The 24531-nt window shown below is 34.5% G+C and carries 26 protein-coding genes, 2 tRNA genes and 2 pseudogenes; 21 read left to right on the top strand and 9 right to left on the bottom strand.

Going from position 1 to position 24531, the window contains the following annotated elements; translation table 11 throughout:
* Window positions 1–14: 14 nt before the first annotated feature.
* A complete protein-coding gene (locus IGB25_RS07035) occupies window positions 15–2879 on the top strand; it encodes a T9SS type B sorting domain-containing protein (protein ID WP_211066763.1) in 2865 nt (954 codons plus the stop codon).
* Here IGB25_RS07035 and IGB25_RS07030 read toward each other — a convergent pair.
* From IGB25_RS07030 to IGB25_RS07000, 7 genes are all read right to left on the bottom strand, one after another.
* Window positions 2876–3433, bottom strand: a complete 558-nt coding sequence (locus tag IGB25_RS07030; protein WP_211066762.1) for a hypothetical protein — start codon at window positions 3431–3433, stop codon at window positions 2876–2878. The genes IGB25_RS07035 and IGB25_RS07030 overlap by 4 nt on opposite strands.
* Window positions 3434–3445: 12 nt before the next feature.
* Entirely contained in the window at window positions 3446–4120 is a 675-nt protein-coding gene (gene trmD, locus IGB25_RS07025) for a tRNA (guanosine(37)-N1)-methyltransferase TrmD (protein ID WP_211066761.1), read from the bottom strand.
* Window positions 4120–4698, bottom strand: a complete 579-nt coding sequence (locus IGB25_RS07020; protein ID WP_211066760.1) for a hypothetical protein — start codon at window positions 4696–4698, stop codon at window positions 4120–4122. The genes trmD and IGB25_RS07020 overlap by 1 nt, the downstream gene beginning before the upstream one ends.
* 92 nt (window positions 4699–4790) lie before the next feature.
* Complete coding sequence (locus IGB25_RS07015; RefSeq protein WP_211066759.1) at window positions 4791–5354, bottom strand: hypothetical protein; 564 nt, start codon at window positions 5352–5354, stop codon at window positions 4791–4793.
* Between the two features lie 33 nt (window positions 5355–5387).
* The gene (locus tag IGB25_RS07010) at window positions 5388–6317 is read right to left on the bottom strand and encodes a mechanosensitive ion channel family protein (protein ID WP_211066758.1); all 930 of its coding nucleotides are present in this window, start codon (window positions 6315–6317) and stop codon (window positions 5388–5390) included.
* A 429-nt stretch (window positions 6318–6746) separates the two neighbouring features.
* Window positions 6747–7703: a YpdA family putative bacillithiol disulfide reductase gene (locus IGB25_RS07005; RefSeq protein ID WP_211066757.1), complete on the bottom strand. Its 957-nt coding sequence runs from the start codon at window positions 7701–7703 to the stop codon at window positions 6747–6749.
* A gap of 63 nt (window positions 7704–7766) precedes the next feature.
* Window positions 7767–7958: a twin-arginine translocase TatA/TatE family subunit gene (locus tag IGB25_RS07000; RefSeq protein ID WP_211066756.1), complete on the bottom strand. Its 192-nt coding sequence runs from the start codon at window positions 7956–7958 to the stop codon at window positions 7767–7769.
* Between the two features lie 200 nt (window positions 7959–8158).
* Between IGB25_RS07000 and IGB25_RS06995 the strand changes: the two genes are divergently transcribed.
* From IGB25_RS06995 to IGB25_RS06925, 15 genes are all read left to right on the top strand, one after another.
* Window positions 8159–8509: a YtxH domain-containing protein gene (locus tag IGB25_RS06995; protein WP_211066755.1), complete on the top strand. Its 351-nt coding sequence runs from the start codon at window positions 8159–8161 to the stop codon at window positions 8507–8509.
* Window position 8510: 1 nt separating this feature from the next.
* Window positions 8511–8861, top strand: coding sequence for a phage holin family protein (locus IGB25_RS06990; RefSeq protein WP_211066754.1), 351 nt, complete (start codon window positions 8511–8513; stop codon window positions 8859–8861).
* 12 nt (window positions 8862–8873) lie between these two features.
* Window positions 8874–9086, top strand: coding sequence for a hypothetical protein (locus IGB25_RS06985; RefSeq protein WP_211066753.1), 213 nt, complete (start codon window positions 8874–8876; stop codon window positions 9084–9086).
* 798 nt (window positions 9087–9884) lie between these two features.
* On the top strand, window positions 9885–10610 hold the full coding sequence (locus IGB25_RS06980; RefSeq protein ID WP_211066752.1) for a helix-turn-helix domain-containing protein: 726 nt from the start codon (window positions 9885–9887) through the stop codon (window positions 10608–10610).
* 355 nt (window positions 10611–10965) lie between these two features.
* Window positions 10966–11382, top strand: a complete 417-nt coding sequence (locus tag IGB25_RS06975; protein ID WP_211066751.1) for a hypothetical protein — start codon at window positions 10966–10968, stop codon at window positions 11380–11382.
* A 436-nt stretch (window positions 11383–11818) separates the two neighbouring features.
* Entirely contained in the window at window positions 11819–12103 is a 285-nt protein-coding gene (locus IGB25_RS06970; protein WP_211066750.1) for a hypothetical protein, read from the top strand.
* A 38-nt stretch (window positions 12104–12141) separates the two neighbouring features.
* Window positions 12142–12723, top strand: coding sequence for a lipocalin family protein (locus IGB25_RS06965; RefSeq protein WP_211066749.1), 582 nt, complete (start codon window positions 12142–12144; stop codon window positions 12721–12723).
* A gap of 16 nt (window positions 12724–12739) precedes the next feature.
* On the top strand, window positions 12740–13309 hold the full coding sequence (locus IGB25_RS06960) for a hypothetical protein (protein WP_211066748.1): 570 nt from the start codon (window positions 12740–12742) through the stop codon (window positions 13307–13309).
* A gap of 224 nt (window positions 13310–13533) precedes the next feature.
* A complete protein-coding gene (locus IGB25_RS06955; protein WP_211066747.1) occupies window positions 13534–14214 on the top strand; it encodes a hypothetical protein in 681 nt (226 codons plus the stop codon).
* A gap of 25 nt (window positions 14215–14239) precedes the next feature.
* Window positions 14240–14845 (top strand): hypothetical protein, encoded by a 606-nt coding sequence (locus IGB25_RS06950; protein WP_211066746.1) that lies wholly within the window; start codon window positions 14240–14242, stop codon window positions 14843–14845.
* 5 nt (window positions 14846–14850) lie between these two features.
* On the top strand, window positions 14851–16275 hold the full coding sequence (locus tag IGB25_RS06945; RefSeq protein ID WP_211066745.1) for a hypothetical protein: 1425 nt from the start codon (window positions 14851–14853) through the stop codon (window positions 16273–16275).
* 4 nt (window positions 16276–16279) lie between these two features.
* Window positions 16280–16768 (top strand): hypothetical protein, encoded by a 489-nt coding sequence (locus IGB25_RS06940; RefSeq protein WP_211066744.1) that lies wholly within the window; start codon window positions 16280–16282, stop codon window positions 16766–16768.
* A 2-nt stretch (window positions 16769–16770) separates the two neighbouring features.
* Entirely contained in the window at window positions 16771–18396 is a 1626-nt protein-coding gene (locus IGB25_RS06935; protein ID WP_211066743.1) for an OmpA family protein, read from the top strand.
* Window positions 18397–18402: 6 nt separating this feature from the next.
* Window positions 18403–19089 carry a DUF3108 domain-containing protein gene (locus tag IGB25_RS06930; RefSeq protein ID WP_247653664.1) on the top strand — a complete coding sequence of 229 codons (687 nt, stop codon included), beginning with the start codon at window positions 18403–18405 and terminating at the stop codon, window positions 19087–19089.
* 55 nt (window positions 19090–19144) lie between these two features.
* The gene (locus IGB25_RS06925) at window positions 19145–19804 is read left to right on the top strand and encodes a hypothetical protein (protein WP_211066742.1); all 660 of its coding nucleotides are present in this window, start codon (window positions 19145–19147) and stop codon (window positions 19802–19804) included.
* A 245-nt stretch (window positions 19805–20049) separates the two neighbouring features.
* Here the strand turns inward: IGB25_RS06925 and IGB25_RS06920 are convergent.
* Both IGB25_RS06920 and IGB25_RS06915 read right to left on the bottom strand, forming a co-directional pair.
* Window positions 20050–20124, bottom strand: a tRNA-Pro gene (locus IGB25_RS06920).
* 305 nt (window positions 20125–20429) lie between these two features.
* Window positions 20430–20512: transfer RNA gene (locus tag IGB25_RS06915), tRNA-Ser, on the bottom strand.
* Between the two features lie 165 nt (window positions 20513–20677).
* Between IGB25_RS06915 and IGB25_RS06910 the strand changes: the two are divergent.
* The 5 genes and pseudogenes from IGB25_RS06910 (at window position 20678) to IGB25_RS06890 (ending at window position 24531) form a co-directional block, all read left to right on the top strand.
* Window positions 20678–21372 (top strand): annotated as a pseudogene (locus tag IGB25_RS06910) (CoA transferase subunit A).
* A 73-nt stretch (window positions 21373–21445) separates the two neighbouring features.
* Complete coding sequence (locus IGB25_RS06905) at window positions 21446–21799, top strand: four helix bundle protein (RefSeq protein ID WP_211066741.1); 354 nt, start codon at window positions 21446–21448, stop codon at window positions 21797–21799.
* Window positions 21800–21868: 69 nt separating this feature from the next.
* Entirely contained in the window at window positions 21869–22522 is a 654-nt protein-coding gene (locus IGB25_RS06900) for a CoA transferase subunit B (RefSeq protein WP_211066740.1), read from the top strand.
* A 3-nt stretch (window positions 22523–22525) separates the two neighbouring features.
* Window positions 22526–22902: pseudogene (locus tag IGB25_RS06895) on the top strand (CopD family protein); the annotation flags it as partial.
* Between the two features lie 636 nt (window positions 22903–23538).
* A complete protein-coding gene (locus tag IGB25_RS06890) occupies window positions 23539–24531 on the top strand; it encodes a PAS domain-containing sensor histidine kinase (protein ID WP_371815961.1) in 993 nt (330 codons plus the stop codon).

Below are 24531 nucleotides of genomic sequence, written 5' to 3'. Positions count from 1 at the left end.
GCTAGTCTATGATTATGAAAAAAAAGCAAAGATATTTTTTATTATTTCTATTTATACTTTCCCCAATTTTAGCTTTTTCTCAGGGTGAAGCTAATAACTGGTATTTTGGTAATAATGCTGGCCTAAGTTTTAATACTTCACCACCAACGGTTTTAAACGATGGTGCGTTGAGTACCAATGAAGGTTGTTCGTCTATTTCAAAAGCTAATGGCGATTTGTTATTTTACACCGATGGACAAACCATTTGGAATGCCAATCATCAAATTATGTCTAATGCTAATTATTTTGGCGGAACTGGGTTAAATGGTGATCCATCAAGTACATCAAGTGGTTTGATTGTGCCACATCCAACCAACGAAGATTTGTATTTTGTGTTTACTGTTGATGAACCTCATCACGAAAATGCCTTTGCATATCCCAATCAAGGACCAGCAAACCCTGATGGTTCACCACGAACAACTTATACTGACACCAACCAATCTGTTCCACAAGCTGATGATGGATTTAATAATGGCTTTGCTTATTCAGTTGTTGATATGTCGCTAAATGGCGGTTTAGGAAACGTTGTTCCTAATCAAAAAAATATTGAACTCGTCACCTATGACCCTAACAATTCTGAAGATGTCAAATATAAATGTTCAGAAAAAATTACTGCGGTTCGTGGAGAAAATTGTAATTCTATTTGGGTCATAACCCATTTTAAAGATACGTTTTATGCATTTTTTATAGACGAAAATGGATTAAACGAAACACCTGTAACTTCTCAAGTTGGACCTTTTGTATCTACGGACAGTTACCGACGAGCGGCAATAGGTTATTTAAAAGCTTCACCCAATGGAGATAAACTTATCACAGCCAATCAAACTATGGATTTTGACCCTGTAAATGAAGTTGACCAAGGAACAGGAAATGTGTATTTATTTGATTTTGATTCCACTCTTGGTGTGGTTTCAAATCCTTTGGAATTGGTTAACAATGTGAATGCATACAGTGTTGAATTTTCTCCAGAAGGGACAAAAGCCTATGCTTCTGTAACTCAATTTAATGCTCCAACTCTTTTGCAATGGGATTTAGAAGCTTTAGATATTCCCAACTCTCTCTTTACTTTTAATGGCGTTTCTGGTAATCTTGCTGGTGCTATTCAATTGGCACCTAATGGAAAAATATATAGAAGTATGGTTGGGCAAAGCTTTTTGTCTGTGATTAACAATCCTGAATTAGCTGGAAATCAAGCTGATTACACCGAGAGTTTTGCAAACGGTGCCATTAGCTTAGGCAATCAAACTAATTTTGGATTACCACCTTTTATCCAATCTTTGCTTTCATCTAAAATTGATATTGTTGGTACCAATACTCAACAATTAGACTTGTGTGATGGTGAAAGTTTTACATTAAGTTATGATGATATCCCTAATGCTGTTTATTTATGGAAGTTAAATGGTGAAATTATTACTGGAGAAACAACTCCAACTTTAAATATTTCTCAACCTCCAAATGTTGACTTGCCATTTCAAGAAACCTACACTTTGGATGTGGATTTGAATGATGGAACTTGCGGTAGAATTGGAGTAGCTAATGTTACATATTTTCCTTTTCCAGAAACAAATTTTGCTCAACTAACCGAATGTGCACAAAATTTACACACCAATTCTGCTGAATTTGACTTGACTCAAGCTAATCTTCAATTCATCACTAATCAATCTGCCTTGAGTGATTTTGAATTTACTTATTATGAATCTGTTAGCGATGCTCAAAACAATATTAACCCGATTCAAACCCCTGAGAATTATACGAATACAGAAACGCCTCAAATACTCGGTGTTAGAGTTGAGAATATTATTTCGGGATGTTCTTCTGTTACAGAATTGACTTTGGATATTCAAGATTTTACTACTGAAAATTTCACGTTAAAGCAGTGTGATGATAGCCAAAATGGTATTCAAACTTTTGATTTAACATCTATTGAAACTCAAGAAAATTTAGTTGCTGATGCATTTTATATGACAGAAAATGATGCCTTAAATGAAATTAACCCCATCAATAATCCTTCAAATTTTACAATTGAAAATCCTTTTCAGCAAGATGTGTTTTTTAGTATAGAAAACGGAACACCTTGTAAAGATTTAGGTATTCTAAGCTTAGAAGTTGTTGCTTTACCTCAGGTTGCTGAAGATGAAATTTTGGTTTATTGTGTAGAAGACTTTCCAAATCCTATTATTTTAACCTCTGGAATTTCTGCTAATCAACTTAATGACTTTGAATATTTATGGACATCAACAAATGAAACCACGTCTGAAATTGCAGTGAATGAAGCTGGAGTTTACGAATTAGAAATAACTGCCATTGAAACAGGTTGCACAAATTTTAGAACTATTGAAGTTATTTCTTCTGGCTTGGCGACTTATAGCTTAGAAATAGAAGAGTTTAATAGAGACAACAATACCGTTGAAGTTTTGGTTTCTGAAAATAGCCTTGGAGATTATGAATATGCCTTAGACAATCCTGATGGACCATACCAAGAGAGTAATGTTTTTGAAAATGTTTTACCAGGTATTCACGATATGTTTGTTAGAGATAACAAGGGTTGTGGCATTCAGCCAAAAACTTTTGGCGTTATTGGAATTATGCCATTTTTTACTCCAAACAATGATGGTATTAATGATGTATGGGGATTTAAAGGCACTTTTAATAACAAACAAGCTTTAGCTTTTGTCTATATTTTTGATCGCTATGGCAAACTACTGAAATCATTCAGAGGGCTTGATAAATCTTGGGATGGTTTTTACAACAATAAACCTATGCCGTCTCAAGATTATTGGTATAAAATTGTTTTAGACGACGGTCGTAATTTAACGGGGCATTTTACTTTAAAGCGTTAGTTGTCTTTAACATCGCCTGCAAAAGGAGGAACACCAAGACCTTTTGGACGATTGTTTGATCTTTCTTTGTTATTAATTTCTCCTATAATTCTTAACGGATAAGTTTCAAACACTTTTGATCTTTTTCTGCAGTTTAATTCAATATAGCTCGAATTATATTTTTCATCTGCATATTTATCCCAAAGATAAATATAGACTTCTTGGATATAAGATTTTAAAACTTGTAGCTGATCTGAGTTTTTATTGAAACTTGCGAGTTGAATGTAAACCTTATCTGGATTGCTCGCTTTACTTTTGTTTTGTTTAGGATTAGTAACAAAATCTAATACCAATTCTTTAAAAGCAATTTCTCTTAAGTTGGGTTTCACTTCGCCATTAACAGCTATTTCTCCAGCTTGATTAATGATAATACTCAAAACGTTTCGTTCATTAGATGCATTAAATTCAGATGAGGTTATGGCTTGATCTAAATCTTTACATTTTCCATCTAACCAACTTTGAGAGAAAACATTAAATCCAAATAAGCAAACTAATAAAACAAGTATATTCTTCATATTTATATTTTTTTAATCAATGAGATCTGGTCGTTTTTGTTTGGTGGTTTTCAGGGCTTGAGTTTCTCTCCATTCATCAATCTTTTTAAAATGCCCGCTCATCAACACTTCAGGAACTTTTTTTCCTTTGTATTCGGCAGGTCTTGTATAAATGGGTGGTGCTAAAAGATTGTCTTGAAACGAATCTGTTAAGGCAGAAGTTTCATCATTTAAAACACCAGGAATAAGCCTAATAATGGCATCTGACAAAACTATAGCGACAATTTCAGCGCCCGATAAAACATAGTCGCCTATTGAAATTTCTTTGGTGATATGCATTTCTCTCACCCTTTGGTCAATGCCTTTGTAATGACCACAGAGTAAGATTAAATTTTGCTTTAAAGATAAGCTGTTAGCCATTTTTTGATTTAAGGTTTTGCCGTCTGGGGTTAGATAGATGATTTCATCATAAGTTCTTTCAGCTTTGAGTTTACTTATGCATTTGTCTATGGGTTCGGGCATTAAAACCATACCAGCACCGCCACCGTATTGGTAATCGTCAACTTGCTTATATTTATTTTTACTGTAATCTCTTAAGTTATGAAAATGAACTTCAACTCGTTTTTTTTCAATGGCTCTTTTAAGAATTGAAGCTTCAAAAGGACTTTTAAGAATGTCAGGAACAACGCTGATGATGTCAATTCTCATTAGCTTTTATTGTTTTTAGTTTGTGCTTTTTTTTGAGCGTCTAAAAGCTCTCGACCAAGTTTTTGTTGTTTCTCAATGGCACGATGCTTGTAATCTTCAAATTCTTTATTGATGTTTCTGAGATTTTCTTTGAGCTCAAGTGTAATAATATTTCTGTTTCTATATTTAATATAAATCAAAATCAAAATTAGAATTAATATAAATATTATCACCCAAACCATTATTAAATAATTTGATTTTGACATATCAATACCGAGAAAACTTATCTGATCTTTAGCATTTTTTATTTGAGAAAGTTCACTTTTTAAAGCTTGATTTTGAGAGTTAAGGCTTTTTGAATTTTTTTCAATTTCTTTAATATGTTCTTGTAATATGCTAATTTTAGAAACCAAACTATCTCTGGTTGAGGCTAAGTTGTCTTTGAATGCATTTAATTTAGCACGTTTAATAACCTTGTATTCTTGATAATTGCCACCAGAGTTGACAACAGAATCAAATGATTTTACAATATCATTTTTTTGTTGTGCTTGCGATTGAAAGCAAATTAGAACTATTAAAAGTGTAAAAAAATATCTCATTATAATAATTTATATGTAGCAAATGTATAAAATTAAGCTTAAAAGTTAACGTCCTAAATTTTTTAAATATCCTAATCAATTGATTTTAAGAATCAAATATTTAAATATAATAGTTTTTTAAACAGATTTAGCAAAGTGTTTTTACTAGTAATTTTTATGATTAGTATTTTGTTTTTCAAATGTACTGTTTCAATTTCATAGTTAATAAAAGCTTTGTCTAAAATATGAATTATGTTATCTACAATTTTAAAATCTTTAATGTTTCCTTTAAAATAATATTTACTGGGTAAATTAAATTCAGGTTGTTTTTTGATATTAAACGATAAATTGTTAAGAATATTCCTTTTCTTTATTATAAAATATTCATTTTTTTTAAATCGAGTCATAGTCTCCCAAGTTATTGTATTTCTAATGTTTTGAGATTTTGAATTGAGCAAGATATGATTAGAAGAAAACGTTGATTTTTTATAAGCTAATCTCCATTTTTGAGGAGTAAAAACCTCAGCAATAATATGATAAGACCAGGCATTATAATATCCATGAACATTACCTCCTTTATCTAGAACAAACCCTTCAACATTTTTACAAAACTTTTTATTGTTTTTGTAGAAAGGCGATGATTTTTCATCTTTTGTTGCGTCTGATTTAATACTCATTCCAATTTATAGGAGCTTATGTTAATATCAAGCTTATGAATTTACCAATTTTTTATCAGATTTGACCATGAGTCTTGCTTTTGGTAAGCTTTCAGGATAGTTTTTTTGAATGAATTCTATCATCTTTTCCCTGACATAAACTCTGAGATCCCAACATGTAGGCGAGTTTTTAGCACTGACTAAAATTCGTGATTCTACTGTATGTTCTTTACTGTCAGTAACTTGTAGAACATTCACTTTTTTGTCCCACAAATCAGTGGTGTTGAGCACTCTTGTTAATTCTTCCCTCAATGATTCAAAAGGGATGGTGTAATCAGTATATAAAAACACGGTTCCAATGATATCACCACTTGTGCGAGTCCAGTTTTGAAAAGGCTTTTCTAAAAAATAAGTCGAAGGCAAAACCAATCGGCGTTTGTCCCAAATTCTGACTACAATGTAGGTTAAATTAATTTCTTCTATCCAGCCCCATTCGTTTTCTACAAGTACAGCATCATCAATCCTGAAAGGTTGAGTAATCGCTATCTGGATGCCTGCAAGTAAAGCTCCAAATACTTTTTGAGCTGAAAGACCAATAATAATACCAGCAACTCCAGCCGATGCAAATAAGCCTATCCCTATTTTTCTTATGCCATCAAATGATAATAATATCAGGTCAATAGCAACTATTATAATTAGTGTTACAATTACTTTTTCCAAAATATTAACCTGAGTATAAAGCTTCCTAGAATGTAGATTGTCTTCAGCTTCAATATCATAGCGATTTAAAAGTTTTGCCTTACCCAATTTGATGAGGGATACGGAAAGTAATGTTATGCCTATTACTATAAAGTTGGACTTCTGTTGAATAATAAAGGTGAACTTGTAATTAATTAAGTCTGACAAAAATGTAAAAATAGGTTCAATAGCTATAGCCGCAATGATGAAAAATATGCTTAATATAAGGTTGAAATATTTTCTCATAGCAAATGCATTTTTTACGTGTTTCAAATTTATTAATATTTCTACTAAATACGGATAATTATGAATATAATACTAAAAATTAATAAGAATGGTAAAATAACGTGAGTTCGATATAAATTCCAATAAAATATATTCATATAAAATATAGATATTTAATCATTTGTCATGTCGATAGAGCGAAGCATGAGTGATGAGACATCTCAGTAGGATGAGATTTCTCCTCATTCTTCGTTCGAAATGACAAAATTTGCTAACAAAAAGATATAATCATTTGATTTACAGATTTCAATAAATCGAACTCACGTTAAAAATAAGATAAAAATAAAAGCAAATACATTCAATACAAGTTAAGCATATAAAAAATTATCATGCTTAGGCTTAAGTTATCAGTCAAAGTTTTTAAATTTTTGAAGAAATACTGTGCTATTATTAGCAGATATCTTCCACAATCATCTTAGCATGAATACGCGAATTTTCAATAAACCATTTGTGGGTTTCCATACCGCCACAAATCACACCAGCCAAGTACAATCCTTTGACGTTGGTTTCCATAGTTTGTTTGTTGTATTCGGGTATTTTGGTTTGGTCATCAGCAAGTTTTACGCCTAATTTTTCTAAAAATTCAAAATTGGGTTTATAGCCAGTCAAGGCTAAAACAAAATCGTTTTTAATCTGTTGAATCTCATCATTTTCATCTTTAAATTCAACAGCATCCTTTTTGATTCTAGTAATTTCGGCATTAAAATAAGCCTTAATACTGCCTTCATCAATTCGGTTTTTAATATCAGGTCGCACCCAATATTTAACGCGTTCACCTATGTCATTTCCTCTGACAATCATCGTTACGCGACCGCCTTTTCTATAAATTTCTAAAGCAGCATCTACGGCAGAATTGCTTGCACCAACCACAACAACATCTTGATTGACAAAATAATGCGGATCGTTATAATAGTGAAACACTTTCTCTAAATTTTCACCAGGCACATTTAATGTATTTGGTATATCATAAAACCCTGTAGCGACAATAATATTTTTAGTCTGATATGTTGCCTTTGAAGTTTTTACTTTAAACAGGTTTTTGGATTTATTTACCTTTTCAACTTTTTCAAACAAATTGATGTTCAAATCATTTGATGTGGCTACACGTCTGTAATATTCTAAAGCTTCTTGTTTAGTTGGTTTAGCATTTTTGCTGATAAATGGGATACCGTCAATTTCTAATTTTTCAGATGATGAAAAAAAGGTCATATTAGCAGGATAGTGATATAGCGAATTGACTAAAGCACCTTTTTCGATAATCACATAAGAAAGATTTCGTTTTTTAGCCTCCAAACCACAAGCCAAACCAATTGGTCCTCCACCAACAATCACAATATCGTAGTTCATAAAACTTTAATTTGGTATCAAAAAATTAGGAGAAAACTTTATGACTGATCAAGAATAAAAGTATTATTTCAAAGATTTATTCTTATCTTTTGTTTCTTCATCTTCTTTAGAAGCATCTTTAAATTCTTTGATACCGCTTCCAAGTCCTCTCATTAGTTCAGGAATTTTTTTACCTCCAAATAGAAGCAAAATAGCAATACCAATCACTACCCATTGCCAAGCTCCCATTATAAAAACAACATAAATAGAATGCATATATATATATATTTTTGAAGTACAAATTTAATTAATATCTATTGATAATTCATGTTTTATGATTAAAATTGTTTTAAATCTAACAATCATATTTTTTAATTCCAAATTTTTTTAAAAAATTATAGATAAGTTAACCTCATATTAACAGCATAACAGAATTATATTTATTATTTTTGAATTGAACTAAAAAAATATTTATTATGTCAAACAACACAGGAAATACAATAGTGGCATTATTAACTGGAGCGACTTTAGGTGCTGGATTTGGAATTTTATATGCACCGCGAAGTGGGAAAGAAACCAGACATCAACTCAAAGAAGAAGCTGGCAAAGCTAAAGATAAGTTGAGTGAAGAATACGATGAGTTATCATCTCAAATCTCTGAGTTTGCTGATTCTGCAAAAAGTAAATTTGAAAAAAGAATCAACAAACTTTTTAAATCTGCTAACACCCAAGCTGATGATATCTTATCTAAAATGGAATCTGAGTTGGAAGAATTGAGAAAAAAAAACGCCGACTTGGTTAAAGAACTAGACAATCTAAAAGCTTAAAATGTCTGATAAAAAGATTGGACATCATCTCAGTAACCTTTCTGATGATGCCAAAACTTATATTGAAAGTGAAATAGCTTACTATAAACTTGATGCTTATAAAAAGCTAATTAAAGCTACGTCTTTATTGATGAGCTCTATAATTAATGCAGGTATTATATTGCTTATTTTCGCTTTTCTTTCTGTAGGTCTTGGCTTGTTTTTAGGTGAATTGTTTGGTTATTATTATGTTGGTTTTCTTATAATAGCTGGCGTATATTTAATCGTTTTGTTTCTAATTCTAATATTTGGAAAGTCTTTAATTGAAAAATCTGTTTTAAAGATTTATAATCAAATATTTGAAGACATTTAAAATTTATAGATTTTGAGGAATTATAATTCTATACAAGAAATTGATAAGCATCTTAAAATTTTAAGATTGCAAGCTGACATCCACAAACAACGTGCAGAAATAGATTTTAAATATATCAAACTCGCATTGAAGCCTACCAATTTGTTTGCTGAGTTTGTGGCTATGCTAAGTCAAAAATATTTGTATAAGAAAATTGTGCAAATTATTTTGAAAAAAATACGATGATATATTGCTATCTATATTTGAATAACTCATAATAATTGATTTTAAAATTAATTATTTTTTACTTTTAATGAACAATAAAAAGCCAATAATCTAAAAGTTGTTGGCTTTTTTTTTTGGGAGTGATTATGTTTTATACTATTTGAAAGAATATTATCGCTAAAAATAACATTTGGTATTAGATAGAGTTTCCTCAGGAAGTCAGAATTTAAAGTTATAGATTTCGGATTTGTTATAAATAGAATGGCTCTAATCCAACTATTTAAAACCGTTGAAACGCATAGGATTATGCTTTTTCCATAGTCCATGGTTTAAATCTTGGGCTATGGTTTGCAAATATTCGATTGTGAATGGATTTATCCGTTTTCTATGATTTCAATTTCTTGTCTGTAAGTTATAGGTTTTACTGCCATACGGTCTCGCAGGTAATGACCGTTCATTCCATCTCAGGGAAGTAATAGGAATAAATTTTAACACATTCATCCCAAGGAAAATGATAGGCTAATTTTACTTATTTATTATTTTGACTTATTTTATTGAAATTTAGTGGTTTATATAAGTATAAGGATATCCTATTTAAACCTTAAACAACTATTTTGCATACAAAACACCCTGATATACTAACCTAAATAATTTTGTACCTTTGCTTATAGCAAGAAAAATTTGGATTTAAATGTTTAGAAAATTTGAGTCACATCCTAGCCTAAAAAATTTATCCTGTTTTATTTTGAATTGAACTGGGAGAAGAGGCATAGGGATGACGCTATTAAACATTTAAGCCTTCCTACAGGCTGTAGCTTTATGGGGTTTCAAATAGAAGGGAGAATGCAAGTGCAAATGGGACCTTACATTTATGATACTGAAAAATACTATGTAAATGCCCAAACCACCATTCCTTATTATATGTGCTCTTCCGACGATTGTTTAAAAGTGGTGGTCGCCTGCCTTAGACCTACGGCTTTGTACCACCTGTTCAAAATAAATGTTTCCAAAATAATAAACACTGGAGCAAACCCCAAACACTTATTTCAAGACCGACTTAGCCAATCCAGACAGCACCTTTTAATACAGAATACAACAGAAGACAACATCCAATTACTAAACTCCATTTTTATGGAGCAATTCAATAAGGCGAAACCGCATTTCAACTTTATTGATGCGACCATAGATTTCATAATAAAAAACCGAGGGGAAATAAAAATCGATGAACTTGTCCTTAAACTAAACGTGAGCAAACGCTATTTTCAAAAGAAGTTTAAAGAAATGATAGGCATCCAACCTTCGCTGTACATAAAGATTATCCGTTACAATTTCATATTTTCTTCTCTCACAGATGAAAGTCTCTACTACAAGTCAACTTCGGCATCACTTTATTTTTATGACAGTGCACATTATTCCAAAGATTTTAAGGATTATTTTGGATTGCCACCCTCAAAATTCGATCCCGAACAACATGTCTTCCTTAAACTAACAGCCATAGAAAAAGCCGTTTGGGTAAATGCCTTTCAATCATTATCTGCAAAATAAGCCCCTTGCCCTATACCATTTTGAACGTATTGCTTTTGCTATGTAAACGTCTGCTTCTCAAATAAAATGACGCTTATTTACAAAGGTGTTTCAAGAAAACATTTCATATTGCAAGTATAAAAAAACTTTTAATATGCTAAAAAGTATTATTTCAAATACTATTTGGAATATTTTCAAGAGGTTGTTTACAACTTGCCAGCTTTGGGAAAATAGAAGGCAGGGCGTTAAAAATATAAGTATTGTAAGGGGAATATAAACCGTATTCCCAATGCCAAACATATTTAAACATCAACCATGAATACACCTTAACTATCAATGAATAACAGTATTATTAAAAAAATTTATTCACAAGAAAATGAAAACAATTATCAATAACTCAGTTAAAACCGCCCTTTTCCTTTTGATGAGCGTAATCGTCATTACTTTTTCTGCTTGTTCTGCGGAAGATGGGATGGATGGTGTACAAGTGCCACAAGGTGAACAAGGCCCCGCCGGGCAAGACGGCGAAGATGGAAATGCTAATGTAATAGCCTCCGATTGGTTTCCAGTGGAGTTTGATCAAATGAGTACGTCCACCCCGCCCACTTGGGGTAGAATGGTTCTCGGTAATGAGGATATTCCTGAAGTTGATCTTTCGGAATATATGGAAGGAACTGGTGGAGTGATGCTAATCTACCTAAAAACTTTAGTAACATTAAGTGGAGGGAGTGATACCGGATACCTATGTACTTCAGCTCCCTTTTACATATTCAACTTGGGAAGTAGATTTTAATTATTATAATGTTCCCGGAGATCCATTATATGAAGAGGTAATAAGAATTTCCTTTAATGCAAATGATGTTTCGGTTTTTGAGACTTCAAGTAATATAGTCTTACGCTATATCTTGATACCAGCCAATACCGCGACTAAAATGTCTAACGAAAAAGCTACAACCTACGAAGAGGCGGTAGAACTTTATGGGAGAACATGAAAACAAAAAGTATTGAATTTTTAAGCATTTTATGTATCGCGTTGTTCGTTTTTGGTTGTAGCAATGACGATTTTTAAGCATTTTATGTATCGCGAACCCAAACCAGAACCCACGTTTTTGCATTGTAGCAATGACGATGACAACGAACCCAAACCACCGGTAGGTGGTATCTGGATTACATAAGAACTGGTTACCGAAACCGGTAGGTGGTATCTGGATTATCTTGAAAATGAATTCATGGACGATTGTTATAAAACAACCTACTATGAATTTGACGGAGACATCATCACTGAAGTTTGGTTTTATACCGATGACACCAGTGGAGAATGCTTGACCGGATTTACTGAGACCAACAACATCGAGTGGTTAAGCGACACAAAATTTAGGATACTGGACAACGACTATCCCTACGAAATCATTATCAAATCGATTACCGAAACCAAAATGACGGCAGATTATTATTCTATAGTTAACGATGAAACATCAGAGATGGTTTTGGACAAAAACCCTGGCGATGGGTAGTCTTCAGTTAACAATAAGTATCAATAAAATCATGTGAAATGAAAACACATCAAATTTTAACAGGACTTATACTGGCGTTCGCATTAATAGCACCAGTACAGCAAACCGAAGCCCAATTTCTTAAAAAACTGGGCAAAAAAGCCACAAAAGTCGCTGAGCGCGGTGTGGAAAACACTGTAGAACGCAAGGCTGAACAAAAGGCTGAAGAGAAAACCGACGAGTCCATCGAAACTGTGTTTGGCGTTCCCAAAAAAGTAATGGACAAAGACAAGACCACTACGGAAGCCAACAATTTTGAAGGCACTTGGTATTATGAATCACTTGAAGGAGTGCCTGGCTTCGAAAGCCTGAACGACTGTGGTAGAAAATCGAACATTACCTACACAGGTAATAGCTATCGCACCCAATTTTACGATAACGACTGTAATTTGCTTACCGACAGCGGTGGTACCTACGAGTTGGAAGGCAATGTTATGACGGTAAAAGCCGAGGCACAAGACGAGGTAAGCACCACCAAAATAACCACCACCCAAACCATTTTGGAACATACCGAGAGCAAGCTGGTTATTCATGATGATATGAGCGGTGCGGTGGTAACCTTGGTACGTAAGGAGGAATAACAAAAAAATAATAATTATGAAAACTCAACAAATTTTAATCGTTCTCGCCTTGTTCATATCATTTTCAAGTGTGGCACAAATAAAAATACCCAATAAAAATGTAAGAACAAAAGAATCTGTTAATACAAAGACTGATTTAAGAGTTAAAACTATTACAACCCTTAAGGAATCGAGAAACCTCTTGAGACCCTCTTTAAAGCGTCCCGATACTCAGGGTTTGTCTGTAAAAGAAGCGACATACCATAAAAAATTACACCGCTTGGTTGTCGAACTGGATAAAAACTTGGCAGAATGCCTACGACTCGAAGAACAGAATAAAGAGCTCAATGAAGAAATGCAAACCATCAGAGCCAAGATTAAAAAAACAAATGTTAATCTTAGGCAGGAAAAACTTAAAACACGCTTGAATCAGCTCGATAATAAATACGATAACCTGAATATCCAAAGGGAAGATTGTCACCAAGACAGCGAAATGCTACAAATAAGCCTTAAGGAAACGATAAATCAGCGGGAACAAAACATTCAATTGACCACAAATATGATCAATTCTATATATAGATCATTAAAAGTACTCGACCGATGGTAGGATAGTGTTGTGGTTCGATTCGAAAAACACTAAAAGGAAGAACAAAATTTTTCAATTAAAAAGTTATTCATCTGGCAAAAGAAGTAATGAACCAATTATAAACCATAAGTCATGAAAACATATATCAAAATTGTATTTCTGTTGTTGTTCTGCTATTCAAGCATAGCACAGAGAAGAATAACGAAGCGTCCTAAAATTACTCAATCATCTTAAAAATAATAATTATGAAAACACAACAAATTTTAATTGTTCTCGCCTTGTTCATATCATTTTCAAGTGTGGCACAAATAAGAATACCCAATAAAAATGTAAGAATAAAGGAATCTGTTAATACAAAGACTGATTTAAGAGTTAAAACCATTGCAATTCCCGAAAGAATAGCCACAAGAGAGTTTGAAAATTTAAAACCTGTGAAAATAGCAAAACTTCCAGCTGCCAAAATAGACCGTGAGGCAGTATTGAATCTAAGGGTCAATAAATCTTGGGAAATTACACCATCACGATTTTCAGATAAAGACATGCAGGTTGTTGAATATTTCGGAGAATATCAAAATAACCAACGCTACATCAGTATATATCCTGAAAATAAATATTACCCGCGTTTAGATAATGGTGCCCCAGGATTTTATCCTACAATGCGGTATTTGGTTTTAAAGTTTAACCCTGAAATGGGTAAAAGGTATCGGATAGTCATTAAGTTAAAACCTGGAGAATACAGAAACAAAAAGGTAATAACTAATGTAACGGGCAGTATGAACGATACATGGTACATAAATCACCAATACAACGAAGTGATGTTTGACTTTATAGCATCCAACAGAGAAATTAAAATAAGCCCCATTATAGCCGGCACTGAGAGCTATTATATGAAATATGAGCCGCTAAATCAAGATAGACAAGGTTGAGGAATAACCATTAAAAAAACACATTATGAAAACCGCATACATTTCAACTATCGCATTGGCTGTATTTTTATCAACAGTCTGCGGTAATTCAGATAAAAAGGACGGGAAAACCACTTCCGAGGAAACTAAAACCGAAAATGTAAAAGCTTCCGAAAATGATATCCACCTCAAGCAAAAAGGTGATTACACCCGGCTCTATGCCGAAAGTGAAGACTGTAAACTCACCACTGCCCAAATAGCCGAAGCTCTTGGATATAATGAAAGTAAAGTAGAACAAGACATATTTAATAACAGCTGCCGATACATTGTCGATCATCCGAGTGGTTTTACCGTATTCTATTATTTGGGTAACGAAAAATGGTCAAAAAATGTGGTATTGGATCAAATAAAGAGTTCTTTGAAAGACGAAATGTGGGATAGTAAGCTCAGTGAATCCGGTGATACATATATAGTACGACATCCGGCACAGGGGTATTTGTTATTGCTCAACCCAAACTACGCCAACCCTGTAAGAATAAGTTACAACTACTTTAATCCAAACAGCCCAAAACTAACCGATGTCCAAAAAGAAGAACGGAAACAAAACACTTATAAAATTGCCAATTACCTCATTGATACATACAAAAAATAACCAGTATGAGACTGTTGAAATCCATACAATTGATAATTTTCCTTTTTGCGATTGTTTTAAGTAGCTACGCACAACCTTTTACGCTAAAAGACAAGATTAAACCTGTTAAACTGGAATTGTTACAAGATACCAGAAAAGGGCATGAGGGAGAAAAAGGCATTGTGTACTTTAACCGCCTTACCGATTCCACCATGTACCACTATGTTACCGGACACGATATGTATGAGTTTGTCGATGTGTTGGTGACCAGTGTAGATGGCAGTCCGTTGCGGGTTAGTCTGGTCAAAAACAACTGGAATGAAAATCAGGAAAAACAAAACACCCTTGCCACCAAAGATGGTGTTGTTGATTTTAAAATACGTACCTGGGGCAGTTTTGGCATCAAGGTAGAAACAGATAACCCCAACAACTCACTTTACAATATTACCGTATTGGCCAGCCCACCTAAGAAGTCTTATTTGGGCAGTGCGTTTAGGAAAATCAAGAAAAGTGAAATGAAATCTAAAGGTAATGCCTCTGCCGATGGTTCGGACAAAAGACGCGACGGCAATAGCGGAGGAAATACCATTCTTTATATTCTTTTGGGTGTGGCCTTATTGGTCATTGGCCTGTTAGCTGGAAAACTCTTGGTCAAAAAAGGAAAAAACACCATGACAATTTTTATGATTATCCTGACAATACCTCTTGGTGCCTATGCTCAGACCAATCAAAGTTCGCCTTCGGATAATTCAAGAGGTGGCGAATACCTCACTATGGAAGAATTTGAACAATATAAAGCGGGGATAGAAGGGACACATCAAAACTTGATGACAAAACTTTCTATACTGGAAAGCGAACGAAAAGCTGTAGATAAGTTTGCAAAAAAATTGGATAAAACTATATCTACCATTAGAAAAACGTGGGAAGACGCAAAAAAATTAATCGATGTTTATAAAAATGGGTTTGGTGATTGCTTCAATTCAACTCCACCGGTTGGCAGTCCTACCATACCTTCCATTTGTACCGACTTATATTTTGACGACAATGGTGAATTATCGGAAGAACAAGATGCAGGTTGTGCCAGTTGCTTTCTAGAAGCCCGGAAAAAGTTCAACAATATGCGCTACCAATTTGAAAAACTGGCTACCATATATAAATGCACTAAAGACTTTTCTGATGCGGCCATTTCCTTTGGTGATAATGTTTCTGGTTTTACACCAGGAGGTGTTGGTGGACTGGCATGGCAAACGCAACGTATGAATATTAAAAAATCGGTTACAGAATTAGAACAGGCCTATGATAACAAGTATGGCGAATTTTTACACGACCTGGTCGAAACCATGATGGAACTCAATATATGTGAGGCCAAATATGGTGTTGAAGATTGGTACGACCGCTTTGGCTATGTGTATTTTGAATTTATGCGGGATAAATACAAACGAACAGATTAATCCAATGAAAATACCTATCCAAAATACCATTAAAAAAGCACTGATTCATATATTTAGTATCGTATTGATAATCAGTTGTGTTGAAAATAAAAAAATCGATAAATCTGCCCTTGCCGTAGCGGTTGGGCTGGTAGGCTCGTCACAAGGCGAGGTTTGGATAAAAAAACAGGATAGCACGCTTCATACCATTGTCGTGCCCAAGACCGCCAACGGTATTTTTGAAACGGCTGAGCTGTCCCCCAACAAAAAATTTGTACTGCTCACCGCTCCTCTTGGCGACTTTGGCGAGGCGTGGGTGTATAATGTAAAGGACGGGAAATTGTATGAAATTGAAGGCGGTTTTGGTTTGGGTGAAATGGGCTGGTTGAAAGACAATCGCATAATGTTGCACCAAGGTTGTGTGCTGGCAACCCACTGCAAAAAACTGGAATCGATAAACAACAAAACCCCTTGGCTGGTAGAAGTAACCGAAGATTTAAGCAAAAAGAATTAAAGATGAAATACACCACATATATAACAAGTGTTTTGTTGGTTTTGGTCTTGGTTTTGGCCTGTAAGTCAGATAAAAGGACGACAAAAGAAGAGGGCGTAGAAATAGAAGAAAGAATGGAAGGTTTTCAAAATACCCCAAAAGATATGGGAGGAAAAGAAACAGAAAACTTTCTCGAAATGGAAGAAATACAAGAATTTCTTAATAATAGTCAAATATCTGAAGACCAAATGATTGAATTGCAAAAACAATTAGAGAAAATCAGTAATGCATCCGGCAATGGGCAAATCTCTAAGGAAGACCTTGGAAAATTGTTAGAGCAATCAAGAGGAATGAATGTAGATACTAAAGCCCTAAAAGAGCAGGTTAACAATTCCCCTAACATACCCGATAAGTGGAAAGAACCTTACCATACTGCCTATAACACCAAAATTGCTGATGTAGTGTACCGTTATGGAGATATCGATAATTTTGGGTTTGGCTGGCCAGAAGGTTTTGATCCCTTTTCAGGAGAAAGTACCCCGCGACATAAATTTCCTTTTTACCCTAAACCTTCAGATCCTACGGGAACAGACCGGATTATGGTAGTTTCCGCTTACAAATATCGTGGCGAAGAAGGCTATAAAAAAGTAAGAAGAGATGGATATACATCAAGCACCAAACGACCGGATAACCAACCTAAAAAAATGGTGTTAGCATACAATTTAAAGGGCACTTCAGTAAAAACAGCTCTTTTACAGTTATTTATTGATGATTTTCAGGCACCAAATTTAGGTTCAAAGTTTAAATTCTGGCTCAACGGCAAAGAAGCCGTTTACGTCAATAATCTTTTAAATGAAGTAGAACAAACAGGTCCTATTGGCAAGTTGCTATCCGTACAGATTATTCCTGAGTTTATCCCTGATGTGGAAAGTAGCAAACTGGAGATCTTTATAGATGGATCTGATGAAATAGCTGGAGATGGTTTCGCAATTGATTTTATCCGCCTGCTGGTTAATCCTAAAAATATTCCTACTTCATCGGTAGAAGGATTGGTTTTAGATGCCAAGACCAACGAACCCATTGAAGGCGCTATGGTGAAAGTTTCCGGAAGTGATGAACTTACCACTCAAACAGGCGGTTCTTTTAAAGCTGAATATGTTCCCAGCGGATTAGTCGTGATTCAGGCAAACAAAGCTGGATATAAAAACAACAAAGCTACCGAAGACCTTATTGAAGGTGAAACTGCCAAGGTAACTATAAAACTAGAACCTGAAACAAAAGAAAACCTGGAAAAACAGTTAGAAGAAAAAGGAAAAATAGAACTTTATGGAATTTATTTTGACACCGATAAAGCCATTTTAAAGCCCGAATCAGAAACAACACTGCGACAGGTGCTGGCACTCATCAATAGTAACCCCGAACAAAAGTTGGAAATAGGCGGGCATACTGATTCTCAGGGAGATGAAGCCTACAACTTACAGTTATCAGACAAAAGGGCACAGGCTGTATTGCAATGGCTCAAAGACCATAACACCAACACAGCCAACCTAAGTAGCAAAGGCTATGGCGAAACCGAACCAGTAGCCGATAATAATTCCGAGACTGGGCGTGCCCTAAATCGAAGAGTAGAAATTAAACTTTTAAAATAAAAAACAATGAAAACATTCATCACAACATTAACTCTATTGCTTTCTCTAAATGTTATGGGGCAAAGTAACTGCAGTAAGTACTACCCCTTTAACAAAGACCATGTATCAGAATATGAAATGTTTAACAAGAAAGGAAAAGCAGACGGCACAATGAAATACACCGTAAGCAACGTGACCCATTCCGAAGGCAGTATCACGGTAACCATCAATTCTGAATTTTTTGATAAAAAGGGAAAACCGGTAATGTCAAGTGCGTTTGATATGAGCTGTAATGGCGGCACGGTAACCATGGACTTTAAATCGCTTATGAACGCCGATATGATGAAACAGTTCGACAACTTTGAAACCGAAATTACCGGTACCAATGTTGAATTTCCCAATACGCTTACGGCAGGTCAAACCCTGCCCGATGCCAACATTCATATTAAAATGAACATGGGTGGCATAAATATGACTATGACTACGGATATCACTAACCGCAAAGTGGATGGCACCGAAACCATAACCACGCCCGCTGGCACCTTTGATTGTGTGGTTGTATCCCAATCGAGCAGTGGCAAAATGATGATGGTCAAATTCAATAGCACCCAAAAAACATGGCTGGCCGAAGGCGTAGGCATGGTAAAAAGTGAAGATTACAACGGCAATGGTAAATTGCAAGGCACAACGGTGCTGACATCATATTCACAATAAATATATATAAGCAAACACGGAAAATTTTCCTTCTCAATCATAAAACTATAACATCATGAAAACACTGAGTAAAATACTAGTATTGGCATTATTTCTAAGCCCGTTTTTGGGACAAGCACAGTTTGTACCCAAGAAAACTAAGGTTGAAAAACCATCGAACATTTCAACTAAGGTCAGCATAAAAAACAACATACCAACGCTTAAGAAAGCCGACCTGAAAACACTGCAATCATCCAAGGTGGATTTATCAAAAAGTACCTCACCTTTAAAGGTTGACAAAGCACTTTTAACGCTTCCGAGCAGGAAAAAATACCATATAACACCAAAAAATCCATACGATAACGGATTGAGCTTTAGTTTTTTCGGCAATTATTCGCCCGAAGCCTTTACCGTTGGCCCAAGACTTAGTGGTCAAACCAGCAATGCTTATTCACGAAATCAATATTATACCTACAGCGGGTTTATTGTGTTCAATGCAAGAGCAGGCAAACAATACAGAGTTAAAATAGAGCTTAAAGACGTTAGAGGTTCAGGTAAGATTACTATTGACAATCAGGTATCAAGCGTTAGCAATTCTAATCGCACTATCAATTATGTGTTTAGTTCTGTTTCAAATGGCCAGCATGTCATTGCGTTAAGTCCGTATGAACGTAACGGTGCCATAAATCCAGAGGATTTTAAAATAACCTCTGTTCAAATTGATGAGCTTGAATAGGAAAACCGTTTAAAAATGTAATTGATAACCCGGATTTCACATTATGCATTAAAATTCAATAGGTTGCCTAAAACCATAGCAACCTTTTGTAATGTATCGCCTGCATGCCTTTTTATATTCCCATTGTTTAAGTGCTTGCAGTACTGAATATGCTCCCAAACGGGCACAAAAAAACCAGTAAAAATGTATTTTACTGGTTTTTATTAGTTTATGTATCAAAAGATTTCCCTTTGACACCCTATCTGTCGGGGTGGCAGGATTCGAACCTGCGACCTCCTGCTCCCAAAGCAGGCGCGATGACCGGGCTACGCTACACCCCGAATGGTGTTTTTTTTTGAACATTTTAAAGAGTTGTTCTGAACTCTTGCGACCTTCCCGCATGGGCGGGACGCGATGACCGAGCGGAGTTTATCCTGATTCCGAAGCTTCGGAAGAAAGACTACACCCCGAATGGTGTTTTTTTTTGAACATTTTAAAGAGTTGTTCTGAACTCTTGCGACCTTCCCGCATGGGCGGGACGCGATGACCGAGCGGAGTTTATCCTGATTCCGAAGCTTCGGAAGAAAGACTACACCCCGAGTGGTTTTATTTGATTGATATCGCTAAGTCAAATTAAAATGCCTTGCGGAGAGACAGGGACTCGAACCCTGGCGACGTTTGACCGTCGACAGATTAGCAATCTCTGCATTACCACTCTGCCACCTCTCCAATGTTTTTAGAACGTTTTTTCTTAAGCGGGTGCAAATATAAATTGACTTTAAACATTTACCAAACAATACATCACTTTTTTGTTTACTTTATTTCAAAAAAGAAGAACTATTAGTAACTTTCAACTTTTAAAATTTGTATTTTAGTCAACCAAAAACTAAACTTATGATTAATAAAGTTGTTCAAAATGTCAAACAGGCTTTAGAAGGTGTTTCCGATGATATGACCTTTATGCTCGGTGGCTTTGGTTTGTGTGGTATTCCTGAAAATAGCATCTCAGAACTCGTCAACCGAAAAGTAAAAGGGGTGACTTGCATCTCTAATAATGCGGGTGTTGATGATTTTGGTTTAGGTTTATTATTAAAAAATAAGCAAATCAAAAAAATGATTTCCTCTTATGTAGGTGAAAATGCAGAATTTGAACGCCAAATGCTCAATGGCGATTTAGATGTCGAACTCATTCCTCAAGGCACTTTAGCAGAGCGTTGCCGTGCTTTGCACAACACGGTATTCCAGCTTTTTATACGCCAGCAGGCTATGGCACCGAAGTTGCTGAAGGTAAAGAAGTAAGAGATTTTGATGGCAAACCTCACATTCTCGAAAAAGCTTTTAAAGCAGATTTTGCTTTTATTAAAGCTTGGAAAGGCGATGAAGCTGGAAATTTAATTTTTAAAGGCACAGCTAGAAATTTCAATGCCAATATGTGTGGAGTCGCCAAAATCACAGTCGTTGAAGTTGAAGAACTCGTTAAACCAGGCGAACTCGACCCCAACTTTATCCACATTCCAGGCATTTTTGTGCAACGTATTTTTGAAGGGAAAAATTATGAAAAACGGATTGAACAACGAACGGTGAGGTAATTAATCAATGTAATATTTGTTTAATGTAACAATATATCAATTCTAAAACTTGATAATTTTTAAACTCTATGCTATGAAAAATACAGCTAAAGAAAAATCAATTGAATTTGCTTTATTAATCATAGAATATTGCGAAATACTTGAAGAAAAAAGGAAGTATGTTATATCTAAACAATTATTGAAAGTAGGCACAAGTATAGGTACTAGTGTTCGCGAAGCTCAAAATGCTGAAAGTAAAATAGATTTTATGCATCAAATAAAAATTGCTACAAATGAATTAGAAGAAACCAAATATTGGCTTATACTTTGTAACAAATCAAAATCATATCCTAATGACAAATTAAACCTGACTGAAAAAGTAAACGAGTTGGGGTTGATTATATATAAAATACTTAGTACGAATAAAAACTCAATCAAAAATAAATAGCTATTCAGAACTATTAAAGTTTATCCATTGTTTAAATGATACATTTTTAAATTATTATATTAGAAAATTATGTTAGATAAAAACGGAATCGCAAAACGCATCGCACAGGAAGTTCAAAATGGTTACTACGTCAATCTCGGTATAGGTATCCCGACTTTAGTCGCCAATTTTGTAAGAGACGATATAGAAGTAGAATTTCAAAGTGAAAACGGTATTCTCGGTATGGGACCTTTTCCACACGCAGGTCAAGAAGATGCTGATTTGATCAATGCAGGTAAACAAACCATAACAGCTCTACCAGGAGCCTGTTTTTTTGATTCGGCGATGAGTTTTGGAATGATACGTGGACAGCATGTCGATTTAACCATTCTTGGTGCAATGGAAGTGGCTCAAAATGGTGATATTGCTAATTGGAAAATTCCAGGTAAAATGGTCAAAGGCATGGGCGGAGCTATGGATTTAGTCGGTTCGGCTAAAAACATTATTGTAGCAATGATGCATACCAACAAGGCAGGAAAATCTAAATTACTAAAATCTTGTTCATTACCAATAACAGGTGTGAAATGTGTGACCAAAATTGTAACAAATCTTGCCGTTTTAGATATTGTAGATGGTAGCTTCAGGTTATTGGAACGTGCACCAGGCGTCTCTGTAGAGGAAATTAAATCAGCTACCGAAGGAGATTTAATTATTGAAGGTGATATTCCTGAAATGAAACTATAAACCATGACCTATCTTTATATAAAAGCTTTGCATATCATATTTGTAGTAACATGGTTTGCTGGCTTGTTTTACATTCCGCGGTTATTTATTTACTATATCGAAGCTCAAAACAAACCAAAAGTAGAGCGAGATATTTTGAGCTCTCAATTACAATCTATGGCTAAACGTCTGTGGTACATGATCACATACCATCAGCAGTTATTACACTGATTTTTGGCGTTTGGTTATTGGTTTTAAACCCGTCACTTTTAGCTTTGGGTTGGATGCACATCAAACTGCTTTTTATCATTATTTTATGGCTTTATCATTTAAAAAACCATCAGTTATATATACAAATGAAACAAAACAAACTAACCTGGTCATCTTCAAAAATGCGTATTTGGAATGAAGTTGCCACTGTGGTTTTGTTTGCCGTAGTATTTTTGGCTGTGCTCAAAACAAGTATTGGCTGGGTTTTTGGTATATTTGGGTTAATCGCCCTTGGCTTACTGTTGATGATTGGCATCAAAGCCTATAAAAACTATCGCCTTAAAAAGGGCAAAGATTAAACTCAACATGAAATTTTCACTTCGGCATTCACTTCAACTTCGGATATTTTTGTCTATGATTGCTCTGGTGATTTTGGTGCGAGCTTACTTGTAATTGTAACGTCATATCACTATAAAAATGAAGCCGAAAAACTACATCAAGATAAACTTGAGCGAAAAGAAAATGCCATTCGTTCTCATATAGAATACATAAAACGAACCACTACATATCCTGTCAAAACGGATAAACTCCCTTTAATTTTTAAAGACAAAATTTATGAAATTCAAGATATTCATCAAACCACAGTTAACATTTATGATTTAAAAGGCAACCTTCTCAAATCGTCTAAAGCCAGTTTTTATAAAGACAGCACTGAAACAAAAATAAAAGATGAAATCCTTGACAGCTTAGCCAATTCTTCAAGCAAAAAATATGTCAAAAATTTTACAGAAAACAATCAAAACTACAAATCGTCTTATTCGTATTTGTTGGATAATTATTTTAAACCCATTGGAATTTTAAATTTAGCTTATGTTGAAGATGATGAGTTTTTACAACGAGAGCTTGGAGAATTTTTAAACTTATTATACACCGTAAATTTCATAATTTTAATAGCGACCGTTTTGCTGGCTTTGTTTTTGTCTAAATATATCATTAAGTCTTTAAGGCAAATCAGTCAAAAAATAAAATCCACAAGTTTTGATAAACCTAATCCTAAAATAAGTTTAAAAAAAGCAGGTAGCGAGCTTAGACCTTTAATCACGGCATACAATGAAATGATAGATGAATTGGAAGTGAGTGCACAAAAACTGGCTCAAACAGAACGCGAAGAAGCTTGGCAACTCATGGCCAGACAAGTGGCACACGAAATCAAAAATCCGCTCACACCTATGCGTTTGTCCGTGCAAAGTTTTCAACATCAGTTTAGAAACAAGAACATTTCAAAAGCTGAAGTTGATGAGTTTGCCAATACTATGATTCATCAAATTGATACTTTAAGCACTATTGCAACAGCCTTTTCAGATTTTGCTAAAATGCCAGCCAATGAAAATCAAATCATCGAAATCAATGAAGTTTTAAAATTGTCTTTAGATATTTTTAAAGGTGAAAACATCAGTTTTAATCCATCTTCAAACCCCATTTTTGTTCAAATCGATAAAACACAGCTCATTAGGATTATGACTAATTTGATAAAAAATGCGATGCAAGCTACAGAAGATATTTATGATGCAGAAATTAAAATAGAAGTCAAAGAAACAACAAACAATGCCATTATCAAAGTGAGTGATAATGGCGTAGGTATTTCACAAGACATTATCAATCGTATTTTTGAACCACAGTTTACAACCAAAAACGCTGGAATGGGCTTAGGCTTAAGTATGGTGAAAAAAATCATCAATACCCATAAGGGTAAGATAGAAGTTGAATCTAAATTAAATACCTTTACAACATTTATAATTACATTACCTAAAACTAAATAG

This window comes from Flavobacterium sp. CS20 (assembly GCF_018080005.1).
Classification (GTDB): domain Bacteria; phylum Bacteroidota; class Bacteroidia; order Flavobacteriales; family Flavobacteriaceae; genus Psychroflexus.
The sequence above is the reverse complement of the archived record's forward strand: the minus strand, read 5'-3'. Positions and strand labels throughout refer to the sequence as shown.

Coding starts and splice junctions, on each gene's coding strand:
- IGB25_RS07035 (WP_211066763.1), top strand. CDS start 15: ATGAAAAAAAAGCAAAGATATTTTTTATTATTTCTATTTATACTTTCC.
- IGB25_RS07030 (WP_211066762.1), bottom strand. CDS start 3,433: ATGAAGAATATACTTGTTTTATTAGTTTGCTTATTTGGATTTAATGTT.
- trmD (WP_211066761.1), bottom strand. CDS start 4,120: ATGAGAATTGACATCATCAGCGTTGTTCCTGACATTCTTAAAAGTCCT.
- IGB25_RS07020 (WP_211066760.1), bottom strand. CDS start 4,698: ATGAGATATTTTTTTACACTTTTAATAGTTCTAATTTGCTTTCAATCG.
- IGB25_RS07015 (WP_211066759.1), bottom strand. CDS start 5,354: ATGAGTATTAAATCAGACGCAACAAAAGATGAAAAATCATCGCCTTTC.
- IGB25_RS07010 (WP_211066758.1), bottom strand. CDS start 6,317: ATGAGAAAATATTTCAACCTTATATTAAGCATATTTTTCATCATTGCG.
- IGB25_RS07005 (WP_211066757.1), bottom strand. CDS start 7,703: ATGAACTACGATATTGTGATTGTTGGTGGAGGACCAATTGGTTTGGCT.
- IGB25_RS07000 (WP_211066756.1), bottom strand. CDS start 7,958: ATGCATTCTATTTATGTTGTTTTTATAATGGGAGCTTGGCAATGGGTA.
- IGB25_RS06995 (WP_211066755.1), top strand. CDS start 8,159: ATGTCAAACAACACAGGAAATACAATAGTGGCATTATTAACTGGAGCG.
- IGB25_RS06990 (WP_211066754.1), top strand. CDS start 8,511: ATGTCTGATAAAAAGATTGGACATCATCTCAGTAACCTTTCTGATGAT.
- IGB25_RS06980 (WP_211066752.1), top strand. CDS start 9,885: ATGGGGTTTCAAATAGAAGGGAGAATGCAAGTGCAAATGGGACCTTAC.
- IGB25_RS06975 (WP_211066751.1), top strand. CDS start 10,966: ATGAAAACAATTATCAATAACTCAGTTAAAACCGCCCTTTTCCTTTTG.
- IGB25_RS06970 (WP_211066750.1), top strand. CDS start 11,819: ATGGACGATTGTTATAAAACAACCTACTATGAATTTGACGGAGACATC.
- IGB25_RS06965 (WP_211066749.1), top strand. CDS start 12,142: ATGAAAACACATCAAATTTTAACAGGACTTATACTGGCGTTCGCATTA.
- IGB25_RS06960 (WP_211066748.1), top strand. CDS start 12,740: ATGAAAACTCAACAAATTTTAATCGTTCTCGCCTTGTTCATATCATTT.
- IGB25_RS06955 (WP_211066747.1), top strand. CDS start 13,534: ATGAAAACACAACAAATTTTAATTGTTCTCGCCTTGTTCATATCATTT.
- IGB25_RS06950 (WP_211066746.1), top strand. CDS start 14,240: ATGAAAACCGCATACATTTCAACTATCGCATTGGCTGTATTTTTATCA.
- IGB25_RS06945 (WP_211066745.1), top strand. CDS start 14,851: ATGAGACTGTTGAAATCCATACAATTGATAATTTTCCTTTTTGCGATT.
- IGB25_RS06940 (WP_211066744.1), top strand. CDS start 16,280: ATGAAAATACCTATCCAAAATACCATTAAAAAAGCACTGATTCATATA.
- IGB25_RS06935 (WP_211066743.1), top strand. CDS start 16,771: ATGAAATACACCACATATATAACAAGTGTTTTGTTGGTTTTGGTCTTG.
- IGB25_RS06930 (WP_247653664.1), top strand. CDS start 18,403: ATGAAAACATTCATCACAACATTAACTCTATTGCTTTCTCTAAATGTT.
- IGB25_RS06925 (WP_211066742.1), top strand. CDS start 19,145: ATGAAAACACTGAGTAAAATACTAGTATTGGCATTATTTCTAAGCCCG.
- IGB25_RS06905 (WP_211066741.1), top strand. CDS start 21,446: ATGAAAAATACAGCTAAAGAAAAATCAATTGAATTTGCTTTATTAATC.
- IGB25_RS06900 (WP_211066740.1), top strand. CDS start 21,869: ATGTTAGATAAAAACGGAATCGCAAAACGCATCGCACAGGAAGTTCAA.